This window comes from Bacillus sp. RIT 809, assembly GCF_016892495.1.
Classification (GTDB): Bacteria; Bacillota; Bacilli; order Bacillales; family Bacillaceae_G; genus Bacillus_A; species Bacillus_A cereus_U.
On the sequence record NZ_JAFEMR010000018.1, the window covers coordinates 45,242 to 65,264 of the forward strand.

The window sequence follows — 20,023 nt, forward strand, 5'->3', positions numbered from 1 at the left end:
ACCTAAAACAATGAAAGCCCTACCTCTCTTTCATCCTTACGGCTCCTTGTCCGTGCCAGTGTGAATCAGGATTGCAAAAATCAAGTGACTATTTAATCGAGTTATTTGATGAAACTTCGAACGTTCGTAAAAGAAATGTAAAAATAAAAATGGATTAGATTGAAGTAATAACAAAAGAGGTTCCTACTCTAAAAGTGAGTTGAAGAAGTTGAATGTCTTTGAAATGATTTATTTTTAATAATAATCATATTCCCGAAAAATTCAGGATATTTCCGGGGGATGTAATACATTATCTATAATGAACCTTAACCGAAACTTTTTATTTGATTTTCAGTGATCCCTTTAATTAATCCTAGTTCACTAATCAAAAATTCATGTGCGTTATCCAACATTTTTTTTTCGCTTGTATTAAGTGCTTTTTCTTTCTTCATACGCATTAAATCACGTACAACTTCAGCACCTTCTTGTATTTCACCCGTTTTTATTTTGTCCGTGTTCACTTTATACCTTTGTTTCCACGGCAGTAATCTATCTGATTCTCCATGCTGAAAAATGTGTATAATGTGTTTTAATGCAAGTATATCAGTAACTGGGCGTATACTCGAACTTAATATTTTACCCATAGGAATCATGACTTGCATATTACTGATTGACATTTTTATGACATAATACTGTTGTTTTTTCCCTGAGAATTCTTTTTCTTCTATGGCTTCAATTATACCTGCTCCGTGCATTGGATAAACAATGTTATCGCCAATTTGAAACATATAATCCACCTCCATATATGGTAACCTTGTTAAGCTTAACATATATGTGATTTTTTATCAAATATTTAATAATATCATAAATTTATTTTTAGTGTCAATATCTTTTTCTTCAAAAATAAAATTTAGTAAAAACAGCACCAAATTTATAGGGAGCGTGTCGGATTTCGAATAAAGGGAAGGGGGATTTTCCCGCGTATATTCTGAAACCTCTACTAATTAACGTAGATCAGTTTTCCCTTGAAAACGACCAAATCGATCCCGTATTTTTTTCAATCTTGTGTGGTACTCCAAAATCTCAATTCTTGCTTTTTCAGCTAGAGGTGCAATTGGTCGTAAATCTTTTAACCCCCAATAATCAACCACTACATCAAGTACTTGATCAAAATATTGTAGCGGTCCATAGTTAGCTTCTTTTGCAATCACAGCCATTCTATTTTCAAAATCAGGCATGACAGCACCTGGCATTTTAAAATTCATAATTACATTGGCAATATGATAGCAATAATTAGGTTCCAATTCCAAATGTGTTCGAATGACGTCTCGATAAAACGCATAATGAAGAGTTTCATCTTTTGCAAGACGGCGTAATAATGTAGCAAGATCTGGATCGTACTTACTTGCAACCTTAGCTACATTATTGTAAAACACCATCGTTGCAAGTTCTTGTAGCGTCGTATACGTCATTGCTTCGATTGGTGTATGAAAATCAGGCTCAAATCCACCCTCAACGACTGACTTTCTTAATTCATGTATTCGTTTAGGGTTCACACTTCGAGTGAGTAGTAAATATATCTCCAATAAATTCGAATGTTGATCCTCTTCTGAAGTCCAAGTATGAATAAAGTCTGTAATAACAGAAAGGGATCCTTTAAAAGTCGCAGATAAATACGTTGTAAACCATGGTAAATTCACTTCTGTTAATAAAGCTGTTTCGATGGCCGTAATTACACCAGAAGGAAGAGTAACTTGACTTTCATCCCAAGGAACTCTTTTAAAGTCCATTCCCTTATCCCATGGTAAAAACTCATGATAACCCCAGTCTATCTTCTGCGCTCTTATTTTATGTTGTTCATACATTTCTTTTAAACGTGGTTCTAATCGGAAATCTAAATCATTTGTTAGCATCTATAAGTGCCCCCTTTTCTTATCATATAAATAGTCATTCTATTTTTACCCTTAAAATTTTCTACAAATAAATATTACGTTCCTTTTTTTAAAGTCAAACATAATAAATTTGTAACAAAATTCTTTAAGAGCGCTATGTTTTGATATGATTTCTTCATATCAAAAGGGGAACCGTTACATATATTGTCCTCTTTTATAAAAGGAATACTGAGGCATACGATATGTTAGTTAACCTAAATAAAAAAACTATCCTCAGTAAATAGAGAATAACATTCATGGATGAAGATACTCGTCATGTTGTAAATCTTGGTGATTATAAAAAGGTGCATACCCATAAAGAATCGTTTTATAATAAAGATTGATAAACAATTAATCTTTCATGCGTTTTCGCTACTTTCTAATTTTGTTATTAGCAGTAAAAACTTAAAAGATTAATGGCGTTTTATACACACTAACAATTTATTTAGATATAAGATATTAGATTAAGAACTTGGAAAATATATACAGTTGATGAGATAGCCTTAAACGACAATTCCCAACAAAATCACTGTACATTGGCTATGATGAGTTAGACCGAATTTTTGGAAACAGTATACAATACAAAGGAAAGAGGCGATAAACATGCAGTCAACGGAATCGTATATGAAAGAAAGACAACGTAGAGAAAAAATAGAAATAATATTTAATCACAGGGTAAAAGGAGAGAGTTATTTTCACGGTTCTTCCTATCAATGGAAAAACATTGTATATCAAAATTATAATAAGATACAACAAAAAGAGTTGGAAATTGAACAACTCATTTCGAAAATGGAAAAATCAGGAGTTCGTTTTGCGCAGCACCGCTCGCTCATACACTATCCCATCATTGATTTTGTAAAATATATAGCTAAGATTTATAAGGAAACCCTCGAAATACAATAATCATATATAAAGGAAACCTTTATAAAATGTTTATTTTTGAAACTTTGTTAACTAAAAGCCCAAAAACTCATTTTAATATTCTTTTTATTCGAAATAATCTTCGTTCTTGTTATAATAAAAACCATAACGTATTCTAGTCGTTTGTATATCTTCAGATTTTGTGAATTTTATTACACCTTATTTACTTTTTATCTACTTTATAATAAAAAAAGAACTATCTCTTCTCTTAAAAATCAAGAGAAAAAATAGTCCTGTTTCATTTATCTTATTTCTTAAAGTAAGTCCAGCCTTCTTCTTGGTAAATCTTCTCTTCTTTCATCAGTTTACCAAGTGCACGCTTAAAGGCAGCCTTACTCATATTGAAACGTTCTTTAATGTCTTCTGGGTTGCTCTTATCCCAAAACGGCATTGCTCCGCCTCGTTCTTCCATATATGCATAAAGTACTGCTGCATCATCTTCCATTCCTTCTTCTTTACGAGGAAGAAGTGAAATGTTGATTGTACCGTCATCTTTCACGTCAATGATACGGCCTGTTACGCGCTCACCGATGCGGACTTGTTCTTTTCTTTCTGTATGGTGTAAGAAAGCACGGAAATGCTCGTCAGTTAGTATGAATGAACCAACTTGAAGTGAGCGATACACACGTCCATTTACGTTTTTATTACGCATAGATGGCGTTGCATCTACGATAATTTCTTGCATATCACTGTCTCTTGCCGGAAGAGCAATTAAACGATCACGATTCGTTAATTTTAACGTACAATATAATTCGTCGCCTTCTTGAGGCCATACTGGCATATAAATTGGAAACTCATCAAGTGGAATTAGTATATCTTTTGATACACCAATATCAACAAACACACCTAAACTAGGAATAACTTCTACAACCTTTACCCAATTCCAATCATGTGTTGTAATAATTGGTTCCTTCATTGTTGCTGAAATACGATTTTGGTGATCAAGGTATAAGAATACATCAATCGTATCGCCTTCTGCAATTTCTCCAGCTAATTCGTTTTTATGTAGGAAGATTTCTTCCTCTTCGTTTCCAACCATATATCCGATTTCCGTTTCGCGTAAAACAGTTACCTGTTCAATCGATCCTAATTGCAAATACATATTTTTTAATTCCCTTCTATATATATAAAGTTATCTTTTTTATCATTCCAAACAAAAGTTAATTATAACACGATTTTTCCTTTATTTGTCCAACTGCCCAAAATTCACTATAATTAAATAACGACTTTATCTATAGGACTATATTACCCTACGGATGATCCGTCAAAACACTTAAGTTGCAACACTCTATCTAATCGATGTATTTTCCGCTATACTTTAATATGTATATTACATAGCCTATTTAGGTGCATTAAAAGATAGAAATTTATTTGGAGGTGCTAACTATGGCAAAAGAGAGTTCTTTTGACATCGTTTCGAAAGTAGAATTACCTGAAGTAACAAACGCAATTAACATCGCATTAAAGGAAATCCAAAACCGATATGACTTTAAAGGTAGTAAAAGTGATATTAAATTAGAAAAAGAAGTACTTGTTTTAACTTCTGATGACGAATTCAAATTAGACCAAGTAAAAGACGTTCTAATTTCTAAACTTGTAAAACGTAACGTTCCAATTAAAAACTTGGACTACGGAAAAGTTGAAACTGCATCTGGTAACACTGTTCGCCAACGTGCAACTCTGCAACAAGGTATCGATAAAGATAACGCGAAAAAAATCAACAACATCATTAAAGAAATGAAATTAAAAGTGAAAACACAAGTTCAAGATGACCAAGTACGCGTAACAGCGAAAAGCCGTGATGACTTACAAGCAGTAATCGCAGCCGTTCGCAGCGTTGACTTGCCAATCGACGTACAGTTCATTAACTACCGCTAAAAAGAAACCTCCTCTATTCAGAGGAGGTTTTATACTTATTACGAGCAACAATATATTGCTTTATCAAATGATTTTTCTGGAATATACACTTTATCATTTTCAATTTTGTATTTAATATTATTTCTCTTAAGAACCGCTGTATCGACAGAATGAACACTATCGCCCCACTGAACAAATTCCCCATCATCACCGTTAGCCCAAAAATACAAACTTACGAATACGATAAGAAGACAAAAACATAGAGCGAACAACTTCTTTCTCCTCAAATATCTCACCTCATCTTGAACTGTAAACAGACTACCCAAAAGAAGAGTTACTCATTTCCGTTTCTTTTTAACCGTAATTAAAAAAGTAATAAATAATACGTTCACACCAACTATTAAGGAAATAAATAACCAATTCACACCTGTTTCTTCACTAACTTTATACACATTCGACTCTTCGCGCTTTAAAACAAGATAAAACTTTCCGTTTTCTTCTCTTATAATTTCGTCTTCTAACAATCCTCTTAACTCTTGTTTTTCACCAATTGCACTTACAGGTAAGGAAACTTTTTGCGTTTCTTTCGTATTATTAATCGCTACTAATGTTACTTCGTCTTTATACTTTCTTTTTAGTATACTCATTCCATCTTTATCATATAGAAGTTCAAACGTACCGCGTCGTAAAGATGGTCTCGCTTGTCTAAGTTCACCTAGCTTCGTTATATGCTGCATAAACTTTTCATCCGATTTGAAATCCATTAATCGTCTATTATCTGGAGCATCTCCCCCGTCTAATGCGATTTCAGTTCCGTAATAAAAATTCGGTATCCCTGGGGATGTATATAAGTAAGTGAGCGCTAGTTTTAAACGAGACGGCGGGTAATATATATTTTCTTTTGCAATACGCGCAAACCGCTTTGTTTCTTGATTATCTAAAAACGTAGCGAATTCCTCTTCTTTCCCGCTCACATCATATAAAGGTTTCACAGACATATCTACTTTTGAAAATGACTCTACTATTTTTTTATAGTACTCATTATCTCCCTTTGTCATAATGCGAAAATCTTTCTTTACCTTCTGCAAATCCTTTTGCACTTCATCCCAAAAAGTACGCGGCTTTTTTTCACTATGTATCACATAACTTCCGTCTAAATCGACTTCTTTTATCCACCATTTCATCGAGTCTATTAATTGTTGTTCATTTTCTTCATACGGAAATTGAAAGACAACTTTCATTCCTTTTTGATGAGCCTCATTTACAAGTTCTTTCACATCATTTTCTGTTCCGAAATGTTCATTTACTTTTTGAAAGTTTCGAACGCCTAATCCATCATACTTTTCACTTTCAAAAAGCGGAGAAAGCATAATAGTAGTAAATCCCATTTCTTTTATGTAGTCCAATCTTTTTATAATCCCTCTTATATCTCCGCCCTGATACCCTTCTAAATTACCAACGTCTAACTGTTTGTCATTTTTCGGTTCTCCGTTATTGAAGCGATCAATCATAATGGAATATATAACTTCATCTCGCCATTCCCTTTTTTCTTCCGCAAAAGTATGTACTGGTACAAACAAAATAACAGCTAAACAAAAACAAATGAATAGTTCCTTAGTCCATATTTTTTTCACACGCATCCCCCCAAACTCCCAATTGTAAGAATATTATACCAATTTTTAGAGCAAATCGCATACGTTGATTTTATCCCGCTATTTGTGGGCAGTAAGACTCCCACCTCGAAATTCGGCGAGTGCGAGGAAGTTAGGTGGGAGATAACTGCCCGTAAAAGCCCGATTGGTTCAGCTAATAATCAGTGGGGGATGGACAAAACCCCCACTGATTAAAGTTTCACTTTACCCCTCCAAAATACATCATGTTAGGTTTTCTAACATTACTTAAAAAGTTTTCTGAATTTTTAGTTGATTTTTCTTTTTATTTCGAATATGATATGAAACATAACGAATCGATGTTATATTTTCTAACATCATAGGAGGAGAGAGAATGAATACGGGAGATACAGTTTTTATTTTTGTAACGACAGTAATGGTTATGTTGATGACACCAGGATTGGCACTTTTTTATGGAGGTATGGTTCGCAGTAAAAACGTACTCAGCACGACCATGCACAGTTATAGCGCAATGGCTATCGTTTCGATTCAATGGATTGTTATCGGTTATTCTTTATCATTCGGACCAGATTGGCACGGACTTATCGGCAATCTCGATTGGTTCGGTTTAAACGGAGTTACCTACGCACCAAACCCAGACTACTCATCTACTATTCCTCACAATTTATTTATGATGTTCCAACTCATGTTCGCTATTTTAACTCCCGCTTTAATTTCAGGTGCATTCGCTGAAAGAATGCGATTTTCTGCCTTTCTTATTTTTATCCTTCTTTGGACAACAATCGTTTACAATCCTGTCGCTCATTGGGTATGGGGCGTCGGTGGATGGCTGAGAGAACTTGGGGCGCTCGACTTCGCTGGCGGTAATGTCGTTCATATCACATCTGGTGTTGCCGGTCTTGTATTAGCTATTTTCCTAGGAAAACGAAAAAACATAAGCGGTACCTCTCCTCACCATTTACCATTTACAATGTTAGGCGCAGGCTTACTCTGGTTCGGCTGGTTCGGTTTTAACGTCGGTAGTGCATTATCTTTAAATGACGTAGCTTTAGCCGCATTTATTAATACAAATATAGCCGCCGCTGCCTCAGCTCTAACTTGGATGCTTTCCGAATGGTTCTTCCAATCGAAGCCGACTGCGATGGGAGCTGCTTGCGGGGTTGTTTCTGGTTTAGTCGCAATTACGCCAGCTTGCGGATTCGTTACACCTTTCTCCGCTCTTCTTATCGGAGCAATTGGTGGTATATTATGTTTCGGTGCTGTCTTCTTCTTAAAAAACAAATTCGGATACGATGATACACTTGATGCCTTTGGATGCCACGGCATCGGAGGAACTTGGGGCGGTATTGCAACTGGACTATTTGCAACTACTACTGTAAACGGTGATGGCGCTAACGGATTATTTTACGGAAACGCCACTCTCCTTTTCAAACAACTTATAGCAATCGGCGCAACATATGCATTCACGATCATAATGACGTACGCCATCATTAAAGCCATTAACTTCTTCCTCCCTGTTCGCGTCGATGAGCACGAAGAACAAATGGGGCTTGATATTTCGATGCATGGGGAGAAAGCTTACGAGTATACTGAACGAGTAAATTAAATAAAAAGAGATGGAATCTATTAATAGTAGATTCCATCTCTTTTTTATCGCACCGGGCGGCATACCCCACCCTGTATTTTTGTAAATATATCAACGATTTTTTTAATATATCGATCGTTTCTTTCAATATATCGGCGGTTCGACACGATATATCGATTTACCAACAAATTCCGACATAGCGGAAGCCAAGAATACCCCCTAACGCTACAAGTAAAATAAAAAGACGACCGAAAATTCTTCCAGTCGTCTTTCCCTATTTATTTCGGAGCATTTCCTACATATTGCGTAATATCAACATTTAATGCCTGCGCTAAACGCATGCCGTACTCTTGATCTGCACGGAAAAAGTTACAAACAGCTAATAATTTCGTGCGTTCATTTACGTCTTTTAAGTCATTTGTTAAGTTTGCAATTAAGTTATCTTGCTCTTCTTTAGAGAATGAACGGTAGCGTTCACCTGCTTGTTTGAAGTCATTTGGTTTCTCAATTTTTTCACGAGATACGTAGCCTTCTACTTTCATAGTTGAATCGCGGTAAGTTGGATCTTCAACTGGATTTTCAGTATGACGGCTCGGTTCGTAGTTTATTGTAGATGGGTTTTGATCCACTTGCATCGCACCATCACGTTGTTGGTTACGAACAGCTGCGTACGGGCAGTTTACAGGAATTTGTAAATAGTTTGCACCAAGGCGATAACGCTGCGTATCTGGGTAAGAGAATAAACGACCTTGTAATAATTTATCTTCAGATGGTTCAATACCATTTACAGTTGCACTTGGAGTAAACGCCGCTTGTTCTACTTCCGCAAAGAAGTTTTTCGGGTTACGATTTAACGTCATTGTCCCTACTTCAATTAACGGGAAGCGATCTTCTGACCATACTTTCGTTGGATCTAATGGATCGAAGTCTAAAGAATCCGTTTCATCTAGTTGCATTACCTGTACGTGTAAATCCCATTTCGGATAGTTTCCTTTTTCGATTGCATCGAATAAGTCACGAGTTGCATGATTGAAGTCTTTTCCTTGTACTTCTTGCACTTCTTTCGCACTTAAATTACGTACACCTTGCTGTGGCTTCCAGTGATATTTAATGTAAACAATTTTACCTTCTGCATTAATCCATTTAAATGAATGGACACCGAAACCTTCCATTTCGCGATAGTTTGCTGGTGTACCATAATCAGAAAATACCCATGTCATCATATGTGTAGATTCTGGAGTTAACGTCATGAAATCCCAGTAACGATCTGGTGTTTGAACATTTGTATCAGGTGCTGGTTTTAAAGAATGCACCATGTCAGGGAATTTAATTGCGTCACGAATGAAGAAAACTGGTAAATGGTTACCTACGATATCATAGTTTCCTTCTTCTGTATAAAATTTAACAGCGAACCCGCGCGGATCACGAGCTGTCTCTGGAGAACCTTGACCATGAATAACCGTTGAAAAACGAACAAATACAGGCGTTTCAGTTCCTTCATTTTGTAAAAACGCTGCTTTCGTATATTGTTTCATGCTGTTTTTCGTTACGAATACACCGTGAGCACCTGCACCACGTGCATGCACAACACGCTCTGGAATACGTTCACGATCAAAGTGTGCAAGTTTTTCTACTAAATGATAGTCTTCTAACAATACCGGTCCACGGCGACCAGCTGTACGAGAATTTTGGTTGTCTCCAACTGGAGCACCTTGGTTTGTTGTTAAGCGATTATTTGGATTCATCTAGGGGGATCCTCCTCTTTCTTTCACAGTAATAATTATTTATTTAAAATTATTATAAACTAATTATTATTCAAAACTAAATCCTTGTCAACTATTTCCTTCATTTTTTTGGAAACAATTCCAGTTAAACAATCGATAAATACAGATTGTTCATTGGGCATATTCGGTCTAAAATATGCGGCATTTAATTTCTCAGTTACAACTTTACATTCATAATCGTTGTCATATAAAGTGAAACTTTAATCAGTGGGGGGTGTTCATCCCCCACTGATTATTAGCCCGCACCAATCGGGCATTTACGGGCGGTTGATCTCCCACCTAACTTCTTTGCTCCAGCTGAATTTTGAGGTGGCAGTTTTACTGCCCGTTAATGCGGGATAAAACTTCTAAATCGAGCAATGTGTTTTAAACCTAAGTAACAAGCAAATTCATACTCTGTAAACATTTTATTCATTGAATCTGTTAATTTATGCGCCTACTCTTTCGTTATTTTCGCAAGCGGTGAAATTCCACCAATTGCTTTATACCGTTCGATTAACTCTTGGGGCGCTTCTTCAGACGGCTTATGCCCGTGACGAAGGTGAGTATAATACGCCTCTACATCACCTAATGACTCTGGCGTTCCATACACCATCACAAGCAAACCTATTTTCTTCTTCGCCCTCTATATGACAACTCAATTTTTGAAATGAGAATCTTTTTCAAGAACATTTGTTTTCAAGTATAACAAGCAATAATAAATACGTCAAAATAATAATTCTAAATAAATATTATCTATAATATAACTTTGAATTTTATATGATAATTCATTTAATAAAAAAGCAGCTCACAACAATTTGCAAGCCGCCCTTTTCCCTTATTCTTTAATATTCACCCCATACTCTTTAAACCAAACATGAATTTGCGCTAAATGAGCTAAAAGTTGAGGTCCTGTCATTAATTGACCAAACCATGGCGTTCGGAATGCACTTCCGCCCGACTCAATCAACCCGCTCAATTGCTCCTTATCGAACAATTCATGCAAAATTGAGCCTTTATCCGTTAATAAATCTTGGAGCCATACTGTGACTGCTTTCGTATAGTGCGGATTATGTGTTTTCGGATACGGGCTTTTCTTTCGATACAATATATCATTTGGAAGTAATCCTTCTAACGCCTTACGCAATAGACCTTTTTCGCGGTTTTTATACATTTTCATTTCCCAAGGAATATTCCACGCATATTCGACAAGTCGGTGGTCCGCAAATGGAACGCGTACTTCTAAGCTTGCCCCCATACTCATACGGTCTTTTCTGTCTAATAATGTTGTCATAAACCATACCATGTTTAAATAAAATAATTGTCGTCTCTTCGCTTCTAATGGGCTTTCTCCCTCTAAAATAGGAACTTCTTGAATCGATTCTTCATAGCGTTGTTGCACATATTGTTGTAAATTTAATTTATTTCTCCATTCTTTCTTTAGAAGTTGTTCACGCGCTTCTGTAGAACGCATCCACGGAAATGCACTTGATTGTAAATCATCTTCTCTATAAAACCACGGATAACCACCGAATATTTCATCTGCACATTCTCCAGATAATCCGACGACAAAATCTTGTTTTATTTCACGGCAAAACCATAATAATGACGAATCAATATCTGCCATACCAGGCAAATCACGAACGAGTACTGCTTCTGTTAAATACTGTGCTAGTTGTTCATTGGAAATGACGCAGCGATGGTGGATTGTTTGAAATGTCTCTGTCATTAAATTAATAAATGGAGCATCTGAATTCGGCTGAAACGCATTCGCTTTAAAGTATTTTTCGTTATCTTCATAGTCAACAGAATACGTGTGTAATTGCCCTTTTCCTGATCTTTCATACTCTTTTGCAGCTATTGCTGTTATAGCACTTGAATCTACACCGCCTGATAAAAAAGTGCATAGTGGTACGTCAGAAACTAATTGTCTCGTAATCGCATCTTGTAATAAAAAACGAGTTTTCTCTACTGTTTCTTCAAATGAATCTTCATGTTTTTTACTTTCCACATTCCAATATCTCCATATGCATAAACCATCTTTTGAGAACGTCATTGCATGACCCGGGCGCAGTTCTTGAATACCAGCATATATACCGTGACCAGGTGTTCTAGATGGTCCGAGGCCGAATATTTCCGATAATCCTTCTAACGTTACTTCCGCCTTCACATCTGGATGCGCTAGTATCGCTTTTAACTCTGAACCAAATAATAATCGTCCGCTATCATATTTATAAAAAAGCGGTTTTACACCTAATCTATCTCTCGCAATAAAGACTCGTTCATTTTTCTCATCCCATACTGCAAACGCATATATACCGTTTAAATGATCGACACATTCTTCTTTCCATTCAATATAAGAGGCCAATAGTACTTCTGTATCGGAATGCCCTTTAAATGTATAACCTCTTCTTAATAACTCTTTGCGAATATCTTCTGTATTGTAGAGCTCTCCGTTATAACAAATCGCATAACTAGTTTCATCTTTCAAACAAGTCATGGGTTGTTTACCACCTTCAGGATCTACAACGATTAACCGTTTATGCCCAAATGCGACGTTCCCTTTAATCCAAACTTTATTATCATCTGGACCGCGTTTCGCTAGCGTTTCCGCCATCTTCGTCACGATGCCCCTTTCCCCTTCTAATGAGCGTTTATAATCCACCCATCCTGTAATCCCGCACATAAGAATCATCCTTCCTAATCTAATATCTGTTTCTGAACGTGCAGTAATCCCCACCCTATGAGTGCGGATACATAAAAACAACAAACTTGACGATAACTAACTATCCATATATGGAATAGCAGTTTCACAGTGTAAAGCGTGTTTTATTGTATGCCCACCTCTCTTTAGGTGTGTCTAGTTATAAAGAACGTACGAACTGTCCATAACAAGAATAACTATTTCTATAAAAGGAGAAATGAACTATGGTACAACGCAAACATATTTTGTATAACCAACCGCGCGCTCATACAGTCGGTAATGTCGAATATATAAACAATGAATGGGTATTCTTTGATGATGAAAATGATGAAGCCTTTATATTAGAAGATATTATCCAAGATGGATTTGAACTTTTGTATAACAACAATTGGCTACCAGCCCGTTTCTATGAACAAGATGTATTACAAATCGCCAACGAACAGCACCATTTGCAAAACGGGGAAATGATACGAATTCGAAAAAAATTACTTCTTAGCTATCATGAATGGCTTGAAGAGTTACCTGACTCTGTCTTTACATTATTAACCGAATCATTGCAATCGCTTAATTACTCTTTATATGATTGCATGTATTGTCATAATTATTTATCATTCTTACCGAAAGATGAAGCATGCGAAGGAGTAAATATTCTTTTGTTCGATAACGATGAAATGATTTGTACATTGCAACATCATTTCGTACGCCACTCTTCCTCTAATAAAAATATTTTGCGATTTACGAAAGTAAACGGAGAAGAGTTGCATCTCGATGCGACATAAAATAAAAAAACCACCTTATCTCCCAAATATTTGAGAGCATAAGGTGGTTTTATTTTCAATTAAAATACTTGCCAGCCAATCGGTAATTTTAAACCAAGATAAAATACCGCTACAAGTGCGATAACAAATAATCCCCAAAATGCCCCTGTTGCTTTGTTCTTGCTCATTTTCACAAGAACCATTTCCATTCCAGCGATTACTAAAATACCAGCTAACATTTTCATGCCGTACCACATGTGCATGCTACCTGTTGCCGTCTTCACAATACTCATGTACAACATGAAACCTGTCACAATAATGATAATGTACATAAGGCGAAGCCCCATATGTACACCTTTACCTTTTCTTCCTGCTGAATAAAGTGAATACGCAACGAAGAATAAAATTAATCCTAACGCCCATGCTGTAATATGCATATGTACCATCGTATCCCTGCCTCCTCTTTTCACACTTTTTCACTCTATATGATAACATGTTCATTTATTTTCAGGAAATGTTTCGCTTTTTTATATTTAAATGATATAATATTTAGAGTATTTACAAACTTCTTGTAATAACAAAAGGGGGAACAATCATGATTCAAACTAAAGATATTATCGAACTTACAGACACATACGGGGCAAATAACTACCATCCACTTCCAATCGTTATTTCTAAAGCAGAAGGCGTTTGGGTAGAAGATCCTGAAGGAAACCGCTATATGGACTTATTAAGTGCATATTCTGCAGTAAACCAAGGTCATCGTCATCCAAAAATCATTAACGCTTTAATTGACCAAGCTAATCGAGTTACGTTAACTTCTCGTGCTTTCCATAGCGATCAATTAGGTCCTTGGTACGAAAAAGTTGCGAAACTAACAAATAAAAATATGGTACTTCCTATGAATACAGGCGCAGAGGCTGTTGAAACTGCAATTAAAACAGCTCGTCGCTGGGCTTACGATGTGAAAAAGGTAGAGGCAAACCGTGCAGAAATCATCGTTTGTGAAGATAACTTCCACGGACGTACAATGGGTGCTGTTTCTATGTCATCAAACGAAGAGTACAAGCGCGGCTTCGGTCCAATGCTTCCTGGCATTATTGTAATTCCTTACGGTGATTTAGAAGCGTTAAAAGCTGCGATTACACCAAATACAGCTGCATTCATTTTAGAGCCAATTCAAGGTGAAGCAGGAATTAACATTCCACCAGCTGGTTTCTTACAAGAAGCTTTTGAAGTATGTAAAAAAGAAAACGTTTTATTCGTAGCAGATGAAATCCAAACAGGCTTAGGTCGTACTGGTAAAGTATTTGCTTGCGACTGGGACAATGTAACTCCTGACATGTACATACTTGGTAAAGCACTTGGCGGCGGCGTATTCCCAATCTCTTGTGTTGCAGCAAACAGCGACATTTTAGGCGTATTCGAGCCAGGTTCTCACGGTTCTACATTCGGTGGTAACCCACTTGCATGTGCTGTTTCTATCGCAGCTCTTGAAGTATTAGAAGAAGAAAAATTAACAGAGCGTTCTCTTCAATTAGGAGAAAAACTAGTTGGGCAATTAAAAGAAATTGATAACCCAATGATTACTGATATTCGCGGTAAAGGTTTATTCATCGGTATCGAATTAAACGAGGCAGCTCGTCCTTACTGTGAACAACTAAAAGCAGCTGGGCTATTATGTAAAGAAACACACGAAAACGTAATTCGTATTGCACCACCTCTAGTAATCTCTGAAGAAGACTTAGAGTGGGCATTCCAAAAAATTAAAGCTGTACTATCTTAATCATAGTGAGGTTGTCCTAAATATAGGACAACCTCTTTCTTTTTTTAGTAATTTACCGTAAAATAAAATTGAATATTCTGTTTTTAGTTAAAAAGGGGGTAACTGTATGCTTTTGAAATACGGTAAACACATTAACCATTTAGCTACAATTTTTATTTCTATGACATTCATCGGCTTCATATTATCTACAACTCTACTCAGTCATTATTCAACTCCTAATACATTCACACTACTTAAAGCATCATTTTGGGCTGCTGTTTTCCTTACAGTTATCGGTTTTGGCCGTGAGAGAAGCGCACTTGCAGTTATGCTAATTGGAATTTGCACTTTAGCATTAATCGGATTGTATATTTTCGCCATTATAGATTACTCCGTTAATCCACGCCCATAGAAAAGAGCTATCTTTTCACAAGATAGCTCTTTTTTTCATTTCACTATATTTCTTAGCGTACCAATTCCCTCTACTGTAACAACAACTTCATCACCAGCATGCAAAAACTTCGGTGGTGTAAAACCTTTACCAACACCAGCTGGTGTCCCTGTTGCAATGATATCTCCTGGTTCTAATGTCATACCTTTACTTATAGTTGAAATAATTTCTTCTACTGAAAAAATCATTTCTCTCGTATTTGAAGTTTGCCTTACTTCTCCATTTACCACTGTTTCAATGTGTAATGCATTCGGCGTTCTAACCATCGATTTATGAATTAAATACGGTCCCATTGGACAAAATGTATCGAAACTTTTCCCTAGGAAAAATTGTTTATGTTTTCTTTGAATATCCCGAGCAGTTACATCATTTATAACTGTATATCCAAAAACATGATCAAGAGCTTTTTCTATTTTTATTTGTTTCCCTCGCTTACCGATAACGATTGCTAGTTCACCTTCGTAATCAAGTTCATTCGTTGCGTGAGGGTGACCATTAATTTGCTCATCAATTCCGATCACTGTTGTTGGCGCCTTTGTAAAAATCATTATATTTTCAGGGATAGACTCTACTCCGCCCATTTCTACCGCATGCTCACGATAGTTCTTTCCAACGCAAAGAATATTTTTTCTCGGCCTTGGAATCGGTGCTAATATTTTCACCTCTGCTAACGGATAATACGCCGATCCCGCATTTTCCTTCGCCCAATTTACAATGTCGCACACCTTCTCAAGACATTCGCTTCCTCTTTCAATACACTCTAACATGGTAATTGGGATCGTAACCTTTTCCCCTTTTTGTCTTTGCGCTTCTCTTAAATGTAATACTTTTTCTTCCTCTTCATCCACAATACCTACAAATACCTTTTCTTCTTTCTTCGCCGTTACAAAACGCAACATTTCCACTCTCCATCCTAAAACTCATACCCTTTAATTGTATTCGCATCCTTAAGAAAAAAACCTTCTCACGCACGCTAATTTTTACAATATTCCTCCCTTCTTACATTCGTTCCTCACCCTTCATTTGACATAAAATGTAGAAATTATACTTTTTTTGGCGAAGGTGTTTCTTTTTTATGGGATTTTTGTATAATATGTACTACATATATACATAAAATTTATTGAGAGATGGAGCCGATTTCAATGTTTGAGCAAGCTATCGAAAAAAAACGCGAAAAAATGATCTATTTTGCTGAACGCTACGGAATGACTTCTCAAAAAACAGTAGATTGTAGCCAAGAACTGGACAGGCTCTTAAATGTTGTTTGGCCTATACATACAGATTGCACACACACTCAAATGTTCGAAACACATACGCAATAACGTATGTGTTTCTTTTATTTCAAAAAAGGACACATTTTATTGAAAACGCCCATACAATAGTAGAAAAGAAAATTTTAAAAATGAAAGGTGTTTTGTATGCCAGCTATGGTCGGACATATTCGTATCGTTAATATTGGATCAAGTGGTATTTTTCATATTGGAGATGTATTTGCGATTAGGCCTATTAGTTATTCACGCGCTTTTGCCGGAGCCGGTTCATTTAACGTTGGGGATAACGTCTCTGTCTACAATTATCAAAGCTCAACGACTGTCAATGATTCAGATGTAATTGATCAAGCAATAATCGGTTCGAGCTAAAGGAGGCGATTGCATTGAATTTTTATGTGAACCAAAGTATCATCATTAACAGCATTAGAATCGATAGCATTACGACCTCTTCCGTTTTTCAAATTGGAACTGCAGGTAGTATTAAGGCTCTTTCTAAATTCTCAAATTCTGGCGGATTTACAGAACCTCTTCGCCCTTTAAGTGCGAAAGGACAAATTATTTCTATTAAACCTTCAACTAGTTCTTCTTAGACCATCCTTATCATAAATATATAGCATTAATATACCCTCCCTATTGAAAAGGAGGTTTCACAAAATGAATCAAGATATATACACTTACCTACACCAACTTCAGCAAGCTCTCCAAATACAGCAGCAAACTATTCTAAACCTTGAAGAGCAAGTTCGCCTACTACAAGAAGAGCTTAATGAATTAAAAAGTCGTCCCTCCTCTTCTATAGGAAAAGTGGAATATAAATTCGATCAATTAAAAGTAGAAAATTTAAACGGCACTTTAAATATTGGCTTGAATCCATTTTCAACAAAAGAGCAACAAATTGAAGATTTTCAAGTAGATACAGAAACACTAAAAGTAAATCCTGAAACAGAAATAAATCCAGACTTTTATCAAGGTATCCTTCAAGAAATGCATCGCTATTTAGATGAAGAAGCATATAGTCGAATTCTCCATTTTGAACAAGAAGAGAGAACGCCGCTTGATGAGATGTATCGACAAATGATGGTGGATGACATAAAAAAACAGATGGAACATAGACTTCCGTATTATTTGTCACAAGTTCAATCGTATGAGGGTATTTCCACAGATCCCGATTATTTACGAGACGTCATTATTCAAGCGATGAAACAAGATATTGACAAAGCCTTCCTTTCCTTTATTCAACACATACCGGGCAATTTCCGAAAGGAGTAAGTATGTATGAATTTAAATGTTGTGAACCGTGAGTTAAAAGTAGGACAGATTAAAATGAACGGGGTTTCTTCTTCCGCATTATTTTTAATTGGAGATGCTAACCTTCTCATCCTTTCTTCTATTCTTGATACGCCATTCGAATCCGTTACAGAGGGGCCATTTGTACCATTAGTAACAGATGTCCCTCCGACTCCAGGTTGAGGAGAGGAAAAATTATGCTCCGTCATACTTCAATTGTACAAAATGTTTCTATCGTTTCTATGGGTGTTGCAGCCGTCTTCCAGGTCGGGGATGCTAATCAAATAGAATTAAAAAATAGAGCACTTATCGTTCACCGAGAAATCCCTTGTTATATAAAAGGTGAAGGTCGTTTTGATGCGTTTGAAATCTTTACAGATGAATACATTACAATTCCAAAGCGAACAACAGATGTAAAAATGAATATTGTAAATGAGTGCCCTTTTATTGAAGTAAATGATGTTCACTTGCGAACAATTTTAAATTCCGCGTGCTTCCAAATCGGCAATGTTGACTATGTTTTTAATAATTCTCGTACGCTACAAATCCGCCAATTTATTACTGATGAACCTTCCTCTAAATAATTCATATAGTAATTAAAAAGCTTAGCAAAGTAGGTGGATGGTATGCCTTCGGTTGTAGGAAATCTTGTCGTTCAAAACAGTAACGGCTCTTTCAACTTAGGAGATTTTTATAACGTGTCTCCGAAAGAAAATACGAAAGCTTATAACGGGTCTGGGGCTTCCAATGTCGGATTTGTCGTTAACACTTTTAGCGGCGTTAGTGCAACAAATACATTCGATTCGGATGTTGCAGACCAAGATCAAATTGGAACAGCGTAAAAAAAGCATTAGCTCTTCTTGTATAGAGCTAATGCTTTTCCTTCTGTTTTTTAACATCTTACATATTTACGTTTGAATCCCAGTCTTCCTCTATCAAGTTCTTTATGAATACTTTCGTAAGCATTTAGAAAACTGCTTTTCTTGTTGCCCCGTTTTAGTTCTACTATGCCTACTTCCTTTGCGGTTTCAACTGCCTTTTCATGTAGTGGCACATATGAAATCCCCACAGTATTTAGAAAATTATTCATAGCGGATTTCGTTCGTTCTGGCGCATCGTGAATTGTATTTTTCACAACTTCTAGCATATTGGCAATCTTACCTTCGGAAAATTCATTGTCTTTTCGATTCCCTAAAAGCCAGCAGTAGCAACTCCAGCCCGCTGACATTCTTAGTTCGTCACCACTTGCAATCCATTTATCAGCAACGTCTTGTGCAAAATCTGATTCTGATAAAGTTACTGCCACCACATAATCGGACAGCATATAAAAGTACGCCCCATCCATCCAACGATCAAAATCCGATTCATTCATAGTTTTTGGGTCTGCAATAATGCCTGCAAAGTACATTGCATCGTAGTTACCTGTGGCATACAGCTCTTCAGCTAAACTTTGATTTATTTTTATTTTCTTTGCGATTGGTTTCATAGCACCTGTAGCTACGCCAAAAAGTGGATCCTTTGCACCATTAGATATGTATATTTTTTTAGTTCGTTCCTTACCGAGAGTTTCAAGCTCTTGCATTACTGTTTCAAAATCCATCGTGTTGCACTTCCTTCCTTAATATTAACAATCAATTCGCTTATCTTCTTTATCAAGTTCTCTACACTTCATAAATTCATCTTTTAAAGCGTTTTGTCCATCGATTTACGATTTTCAAAATGGGATTTCGTTATACGCGTTTATCGAGCTTATTAATACCGATTATATAAACTAATCATTAGTGAAGGTGCAACTCCCCACTAATGATTAGTTTTTCTTTATTTAAATGATAATCCCTTATTCTCTAAAGCCGTTCTCAATTTAGGTAAAGATGCTGGCCCTATACCGTGCAGTTTTAAAATTTCTTTTTCACTATACTTTGAAAGTTCTTCTAAAGTATGAATTCCATGGTGCTCTAACGCTCGTCTTGCTGGTGCTGAAAGAAGAGAAAGAAAGCCTTCTTTTGGCTTTCTCTCTTTCTCACAGGTTGGGCAAGTTGGACAATCGCTACTTTTGTAGTACTCGTGTCCTTGATCACAAGTTCTTAACGTCGCCATACTCCATAACCCCTCTCTAAGCT

The 20,023-nt window shown here is 36.3% G+C and carries 24 protein-coding genes and 2 pseudogenes; 13 read left to right on the top strand and 13 right to left on the bottom strand.

Going from position 1 to position 20,023, the window contains the following annotated elements; all coding sequences use genetic code 11:
• Window positions 1-305: 305 nt before the first annotated feature.
• Together JTF23_RS19165 and JTF23_RS19170 are read right to left on the bottom strand one after the other, a co-directional pair.
• Window positions 306-767: a CarD family transcriptional regulator gene (locus JTF23_RS19165; RefSeq protein WP_002149222.1), complete on the bottom strand. Its 462-nt coding sequence runs from the start codon at window positions 765-767 to the stop codon at window positions 306-308.
• A gap of 216 nt (window positions 768-983) precedes the next feature.
• Complete coding sequence (locus tag JTF23_RS19170) at window positions 984-1,892, bottom strand: acyl-ACP desaturase (RefSeq protein WP_204209392.1); 909 nt, start codon at window positions 1,890-1,892, stop codon at window positions 984-986.
• 621 nt (window positions 1,893-2,513) lie between these two features.
• Here JTF23_RS19170 and JTF23_RS19175 point away from each other — a divergent pair.
• Entirely contained in the window at window positions 2,514-2,813 is a 300-nt protein-coding gene (locus JTF23_RS19175; RefSeq protein ID WP_016104161.1) for a hypothetical protein, read from the top strand.
• A gap of 265 nt (window positions 2,814-3,078) precedes the next feature.
• Here the strand turns inward: JTF23_RS19175 and JTF23_RS19180 are convergent, their stop codons facing one another.
• Window positions 3,079-3,933, bottom strand: a complete 855-nt coding sequence (locus JTF23_RS19180; RefSeq protein WP_002011240.1) for a CvfB family protein — start codon at window positions 3,931-3,933, stop codon at window positions 3,079-3,081.
• A 284-nt stretch (window positions 3,934-4,217) separates the two neighbouring features.
• Between JTF23_RS19180 and JTF23_RS19185 the strand changes: the two genes are divergently transcribed.
• Window positions 4,218-4,709: a YajQ family cyclic di-GMP-binding protein gene (locus tag JTF23_RS19185; protein WP_002030284.1), complete on the top strand. Its 492-nt coding sequence runs from the start codon at window positions 4,218-4,220 to the stop codon at window positions 4,707-4,709.
• A 38-nt stretch (window positions 4,710-4,747) separates the two neighbouring features.
• On the opposite strand, the gene JTF23_RS19190 is transcribed toward JTF23_RS19185, so the two are convergent.
• Window positions 4,748-4,975, bottom strand: a complete 228-nt coding sequence (locus JTF23_RS19190; RefSeq protein WP_033714674.1) for a hypothetical protein — start codon at window positions 4,973-4,975, stop codon at window positions 4,748-4,750.
• Window positions 4,976-5,026: 51 nt separating this feature from the next.
• Window positions 5,027-6,328: an alpha-amylase family glycosyl hydrolase gene (locus JTF23_RS19195; protein ID WP_204209393.1), complete on the bottom strand. Its 1,302-nt coding sequence runs from the start codon at window positions 6,326-6,328 to the stop codon at window positions 5,027-5,029.
• Window positions 6,329-6,692: 364 nt separating this feature from the next.
• Here JTF23_RS19195 and JTF23_RS19200 point away from each other — a divergent pair, with 364 nt between their 5' ends.
• Complete coding sequence (locus JTF23_RS19200; protein WP_204209394.1) at window positions 6,693-7,925, top strand: ammonium transporter; 1,233 nt, start codon at window positions 6,693-6,695, stop codon at window positions 7,923-7,925.
• A gap of 257 nt (window positions 7,926-8,182) precedes the next feature.
• Here the strand turns inward: JTF23_RS19200 and katB are convergent, their stop codons facing one another.
• The 4 genes and pseudogenes from katB to asnB all read right to left on the bottom strand — a co-directional run bounded on the left by katB (window position 8,183) and on the right by asnB (window position 12,353).
• Window positions 8,183-9,649, bottom strand: coding sequence for a catalase KatB (katB, locus tag JTF23_RS19205; RefSeq protein ID WP_204209395.1), 1,467 nt, complete (start codon window positions 9,647-9,649; stop codon window positions 8,183-8,185).
• Window positions 9,650-9,708: 59 nt separating this feature from the next.
• Window positions 9,709-9,879, bottom strand: a pseudogene (locus JTF23_RS19210) (ferrochelatase); the annotation flags it as partial.
• Window positions 9,880-10,037: 158 nt separating this feature from the next.
• Window positions 10,038-10,298 (bottom strand): annotated as a pseudogene (locus JTF23_RS19215) (ferrochelatase); the annotation flags it as partial.
• Between the two features lie 207 nt (window positions 10,299-10,505).
• Complete coding sequence (gene asnB / locus JTF23_RS19220; RefSeq protein ID WP_204209396.1) at window positions 10,506-12,353, bottom strand: asparagine synthase (glutamine-hydrolyzing); 1,848 nt, start codon at window positions 12,351-12,353, stop codon at window positions 10,506-10,508.
• 242 nt (window positions 12,354-12,595) lie between these two features.
• Here asnB and JTF23_RS19225 point away from each other — a divergent pair, with 242 nt between their 5' ends.
• Entirely contained in the window at window positions 12,596-13,150 is a 555-nt protein-coding gene (locus JTF23_RS19225; protein WP_204209397.1) for a DUF2777 domain-containing protein, read from the top strand.
• A 59-nt stretch (window positions 13,151-13,209) separates the two neighbouring features.
• Here the strand turns inward: JTF23_RS19225 and JTF23_RS19230 are convergent, their stop codons facing one another.
• Window positions 13,210-13,575, bottom strand: a complete 366-nt coding sequence (locus JTF23_RS19230; protein WP_002202805.1) for a YisL family protein — start codon at window positions 13,573-13,575, stop codon at window positions 13,210-13,212.
• A 149-nt stretch (window positions 13,576-13,724) separates the two neighbouring features.
• Between JTF23_RS19230 and rocD the strand changes: the two genes are divergently transcribed.
• Window positions 13,725-14,915, top strand: a complete 1,191-nt coding sequence (rocD, locus tag JTF23_RS19235) for an ornithine aminotransferase (RefSeq protein ID WP_002149886.1) — start codon at window positions 13,725-13,727, stop codon at window positions 14,913-14,915.
• A 106-nt stretch (window positions 14,916-15,021) separates the two neighbouring features.
• On the top strand, window positions 15,022-15,306 hold the full coding sequence (locus JTF23_RS19240; protein ID WP_204209398.1) for a hypothetical protein: 285 nt from the start codon (window positions 15,022-15,024) through the stop codon (window positions 15,304-15,306).
• Window positions 15,307-15,341: 35 nt separating this feature from the next.
• Here the strand turns inward: JTF23_RS19240 and JTF23_RS19245 are convergent, their stop codons facing one another.
• Window positions 15,342-16,244 carry a fumarylacetoacetate hydrolase family protein gene (locus JTF23_RS19245; protein ID WP_002158910.1) on the bottom strand — a complete coding sequence of 301 codons (903 nt, stop codon included), beginning with the start codon at window positions 16,242-16,244 and terminating at the stop codon, window positions 15,342-15,344.
• Between the two features lie 243 nt (window positions 16,245-16,487).
• On the opposite strand from JTF23_RS19245, the gene JTF23_RS19250 reads away from it, so the two are divergent.
• From JTF23_RS19250 to gerPF, 7 genes are all read left to right on the top strand, one after another.
• Window positions 16,488-16,667, top strand: coding sequence for an aspartyl-phosphate phosphatase Spo0E family protein (locus JTF23_RS19250; RefSeq protein ID WP_002087032.1), 180 nt, complete (start codon window positions 16,488-16,490; stop codon window positions 16,665-16,667).
• A 96-nt stretch (window positions 16,668-16,763) separates the two neighbouring features.
• Window positions 16,764-16,985, top strand: coding sequence for a spore germination protein GerPA (gene gerPA / locus JTF23_RS19255; protein WP_002158912.1), 222 nt, complete (start codon window positions 16,764-16,766; stop codon window positions 16,983-16,985).
• 14 nt (window positions 16,986-16,999) lie between these two features.
• Complete coding sequence (gene gerPB, locus JTF23_RS19260) at window positions 17,000-17,206, top strand: spore germination protein GerPB (RefSeq protein ID WP_002201409.1); 207 nt, start codon at window positions 17,000-17,002, stop codon at window positions 17,204-17,206.
• 64 nt (window positions 17,207-17,270) lie between these two features.
• On the top strand, window positions 17,271-17,885 hold the full coding sequence (gene gerPC / locus JTF23_RS19265) for a spore germination protein GerPC (protein WP_002158914.1): 615 nt from the start codon (window positions 17,271-17,273) through the stop codon (window positions 17,883-17,885).
• A 6-nt stretch (window positions 17,886-17,891) separates the two neighbouring features.
• On the top strand, window positions 17,892-18,086 hold the full coding sequence (gene gerPD / locus JTF23_RS19270) for a spore germination protein GerPD (protein WP_001052805.1): 195 nt from the start codon (window positions 17,892-17,894) through the stop codon (window positions 18,084-18,086).
• Between the two features lie 14 nt (window positions 18,087-18,100).
• Window positions 18,101-18,487 carry a spore germination protein GerPE gene (locus JTF23_RS19275; RefSeq protein WP_002140807.1) on the top strand — a complete coding sequence of 129 codons (387 nt, stop codon included), beginning with the start codon at window positions 18,101-18,103 and terminating at the stop codon, window positions 18,485-18,487.
• Between the two features lie 42 nt (window positions 18,488-18,529).
• A complete protein-coding gene (gerPF, locus tag JTF23_RS19280; protein ID WP_001141570.1) occupies window positions 18,530-18,745 on the top strand; it encodes a spore germination protein GerPF in 216 nt (71 codons plus the stop codon).
• Between the two features lie 50 nt (window positions 18,746-18,795).
• Here gerPF and JTF23_RS19285 read toward each other — a convergent pair whose 3' ends face one another.
• Both JTF23_RS19285 and JTF23_RS19290 read right to left on the bottom strand, forming a co-directional pair.
• Complete coding sequence (locus tag JTF23_RS19285; RefSeq protein ID WP_070128092.1) at window positions 18,796-19,503, bottom strand: DNA alkylation repair protein; 708 nt, start codon at window positions 19,501-19,503, stop codon at window positions 18,796-18,798.
• 218 nt (window positions 19,504-19,721) lie between these two features.
• A complete protein-coding gene (locus tag JTF23_RS19290) occupies window positions 19,722-20,000 on the bottom strand; it encodes an RNA polymerase alpha subunit C-terminal domain-containing protein (protein WP_002158917.1) in 279 nt (92 codons plus the stop codon).
• Window positions 20,001-20,023: the final 23 nt, after the last annotated feature.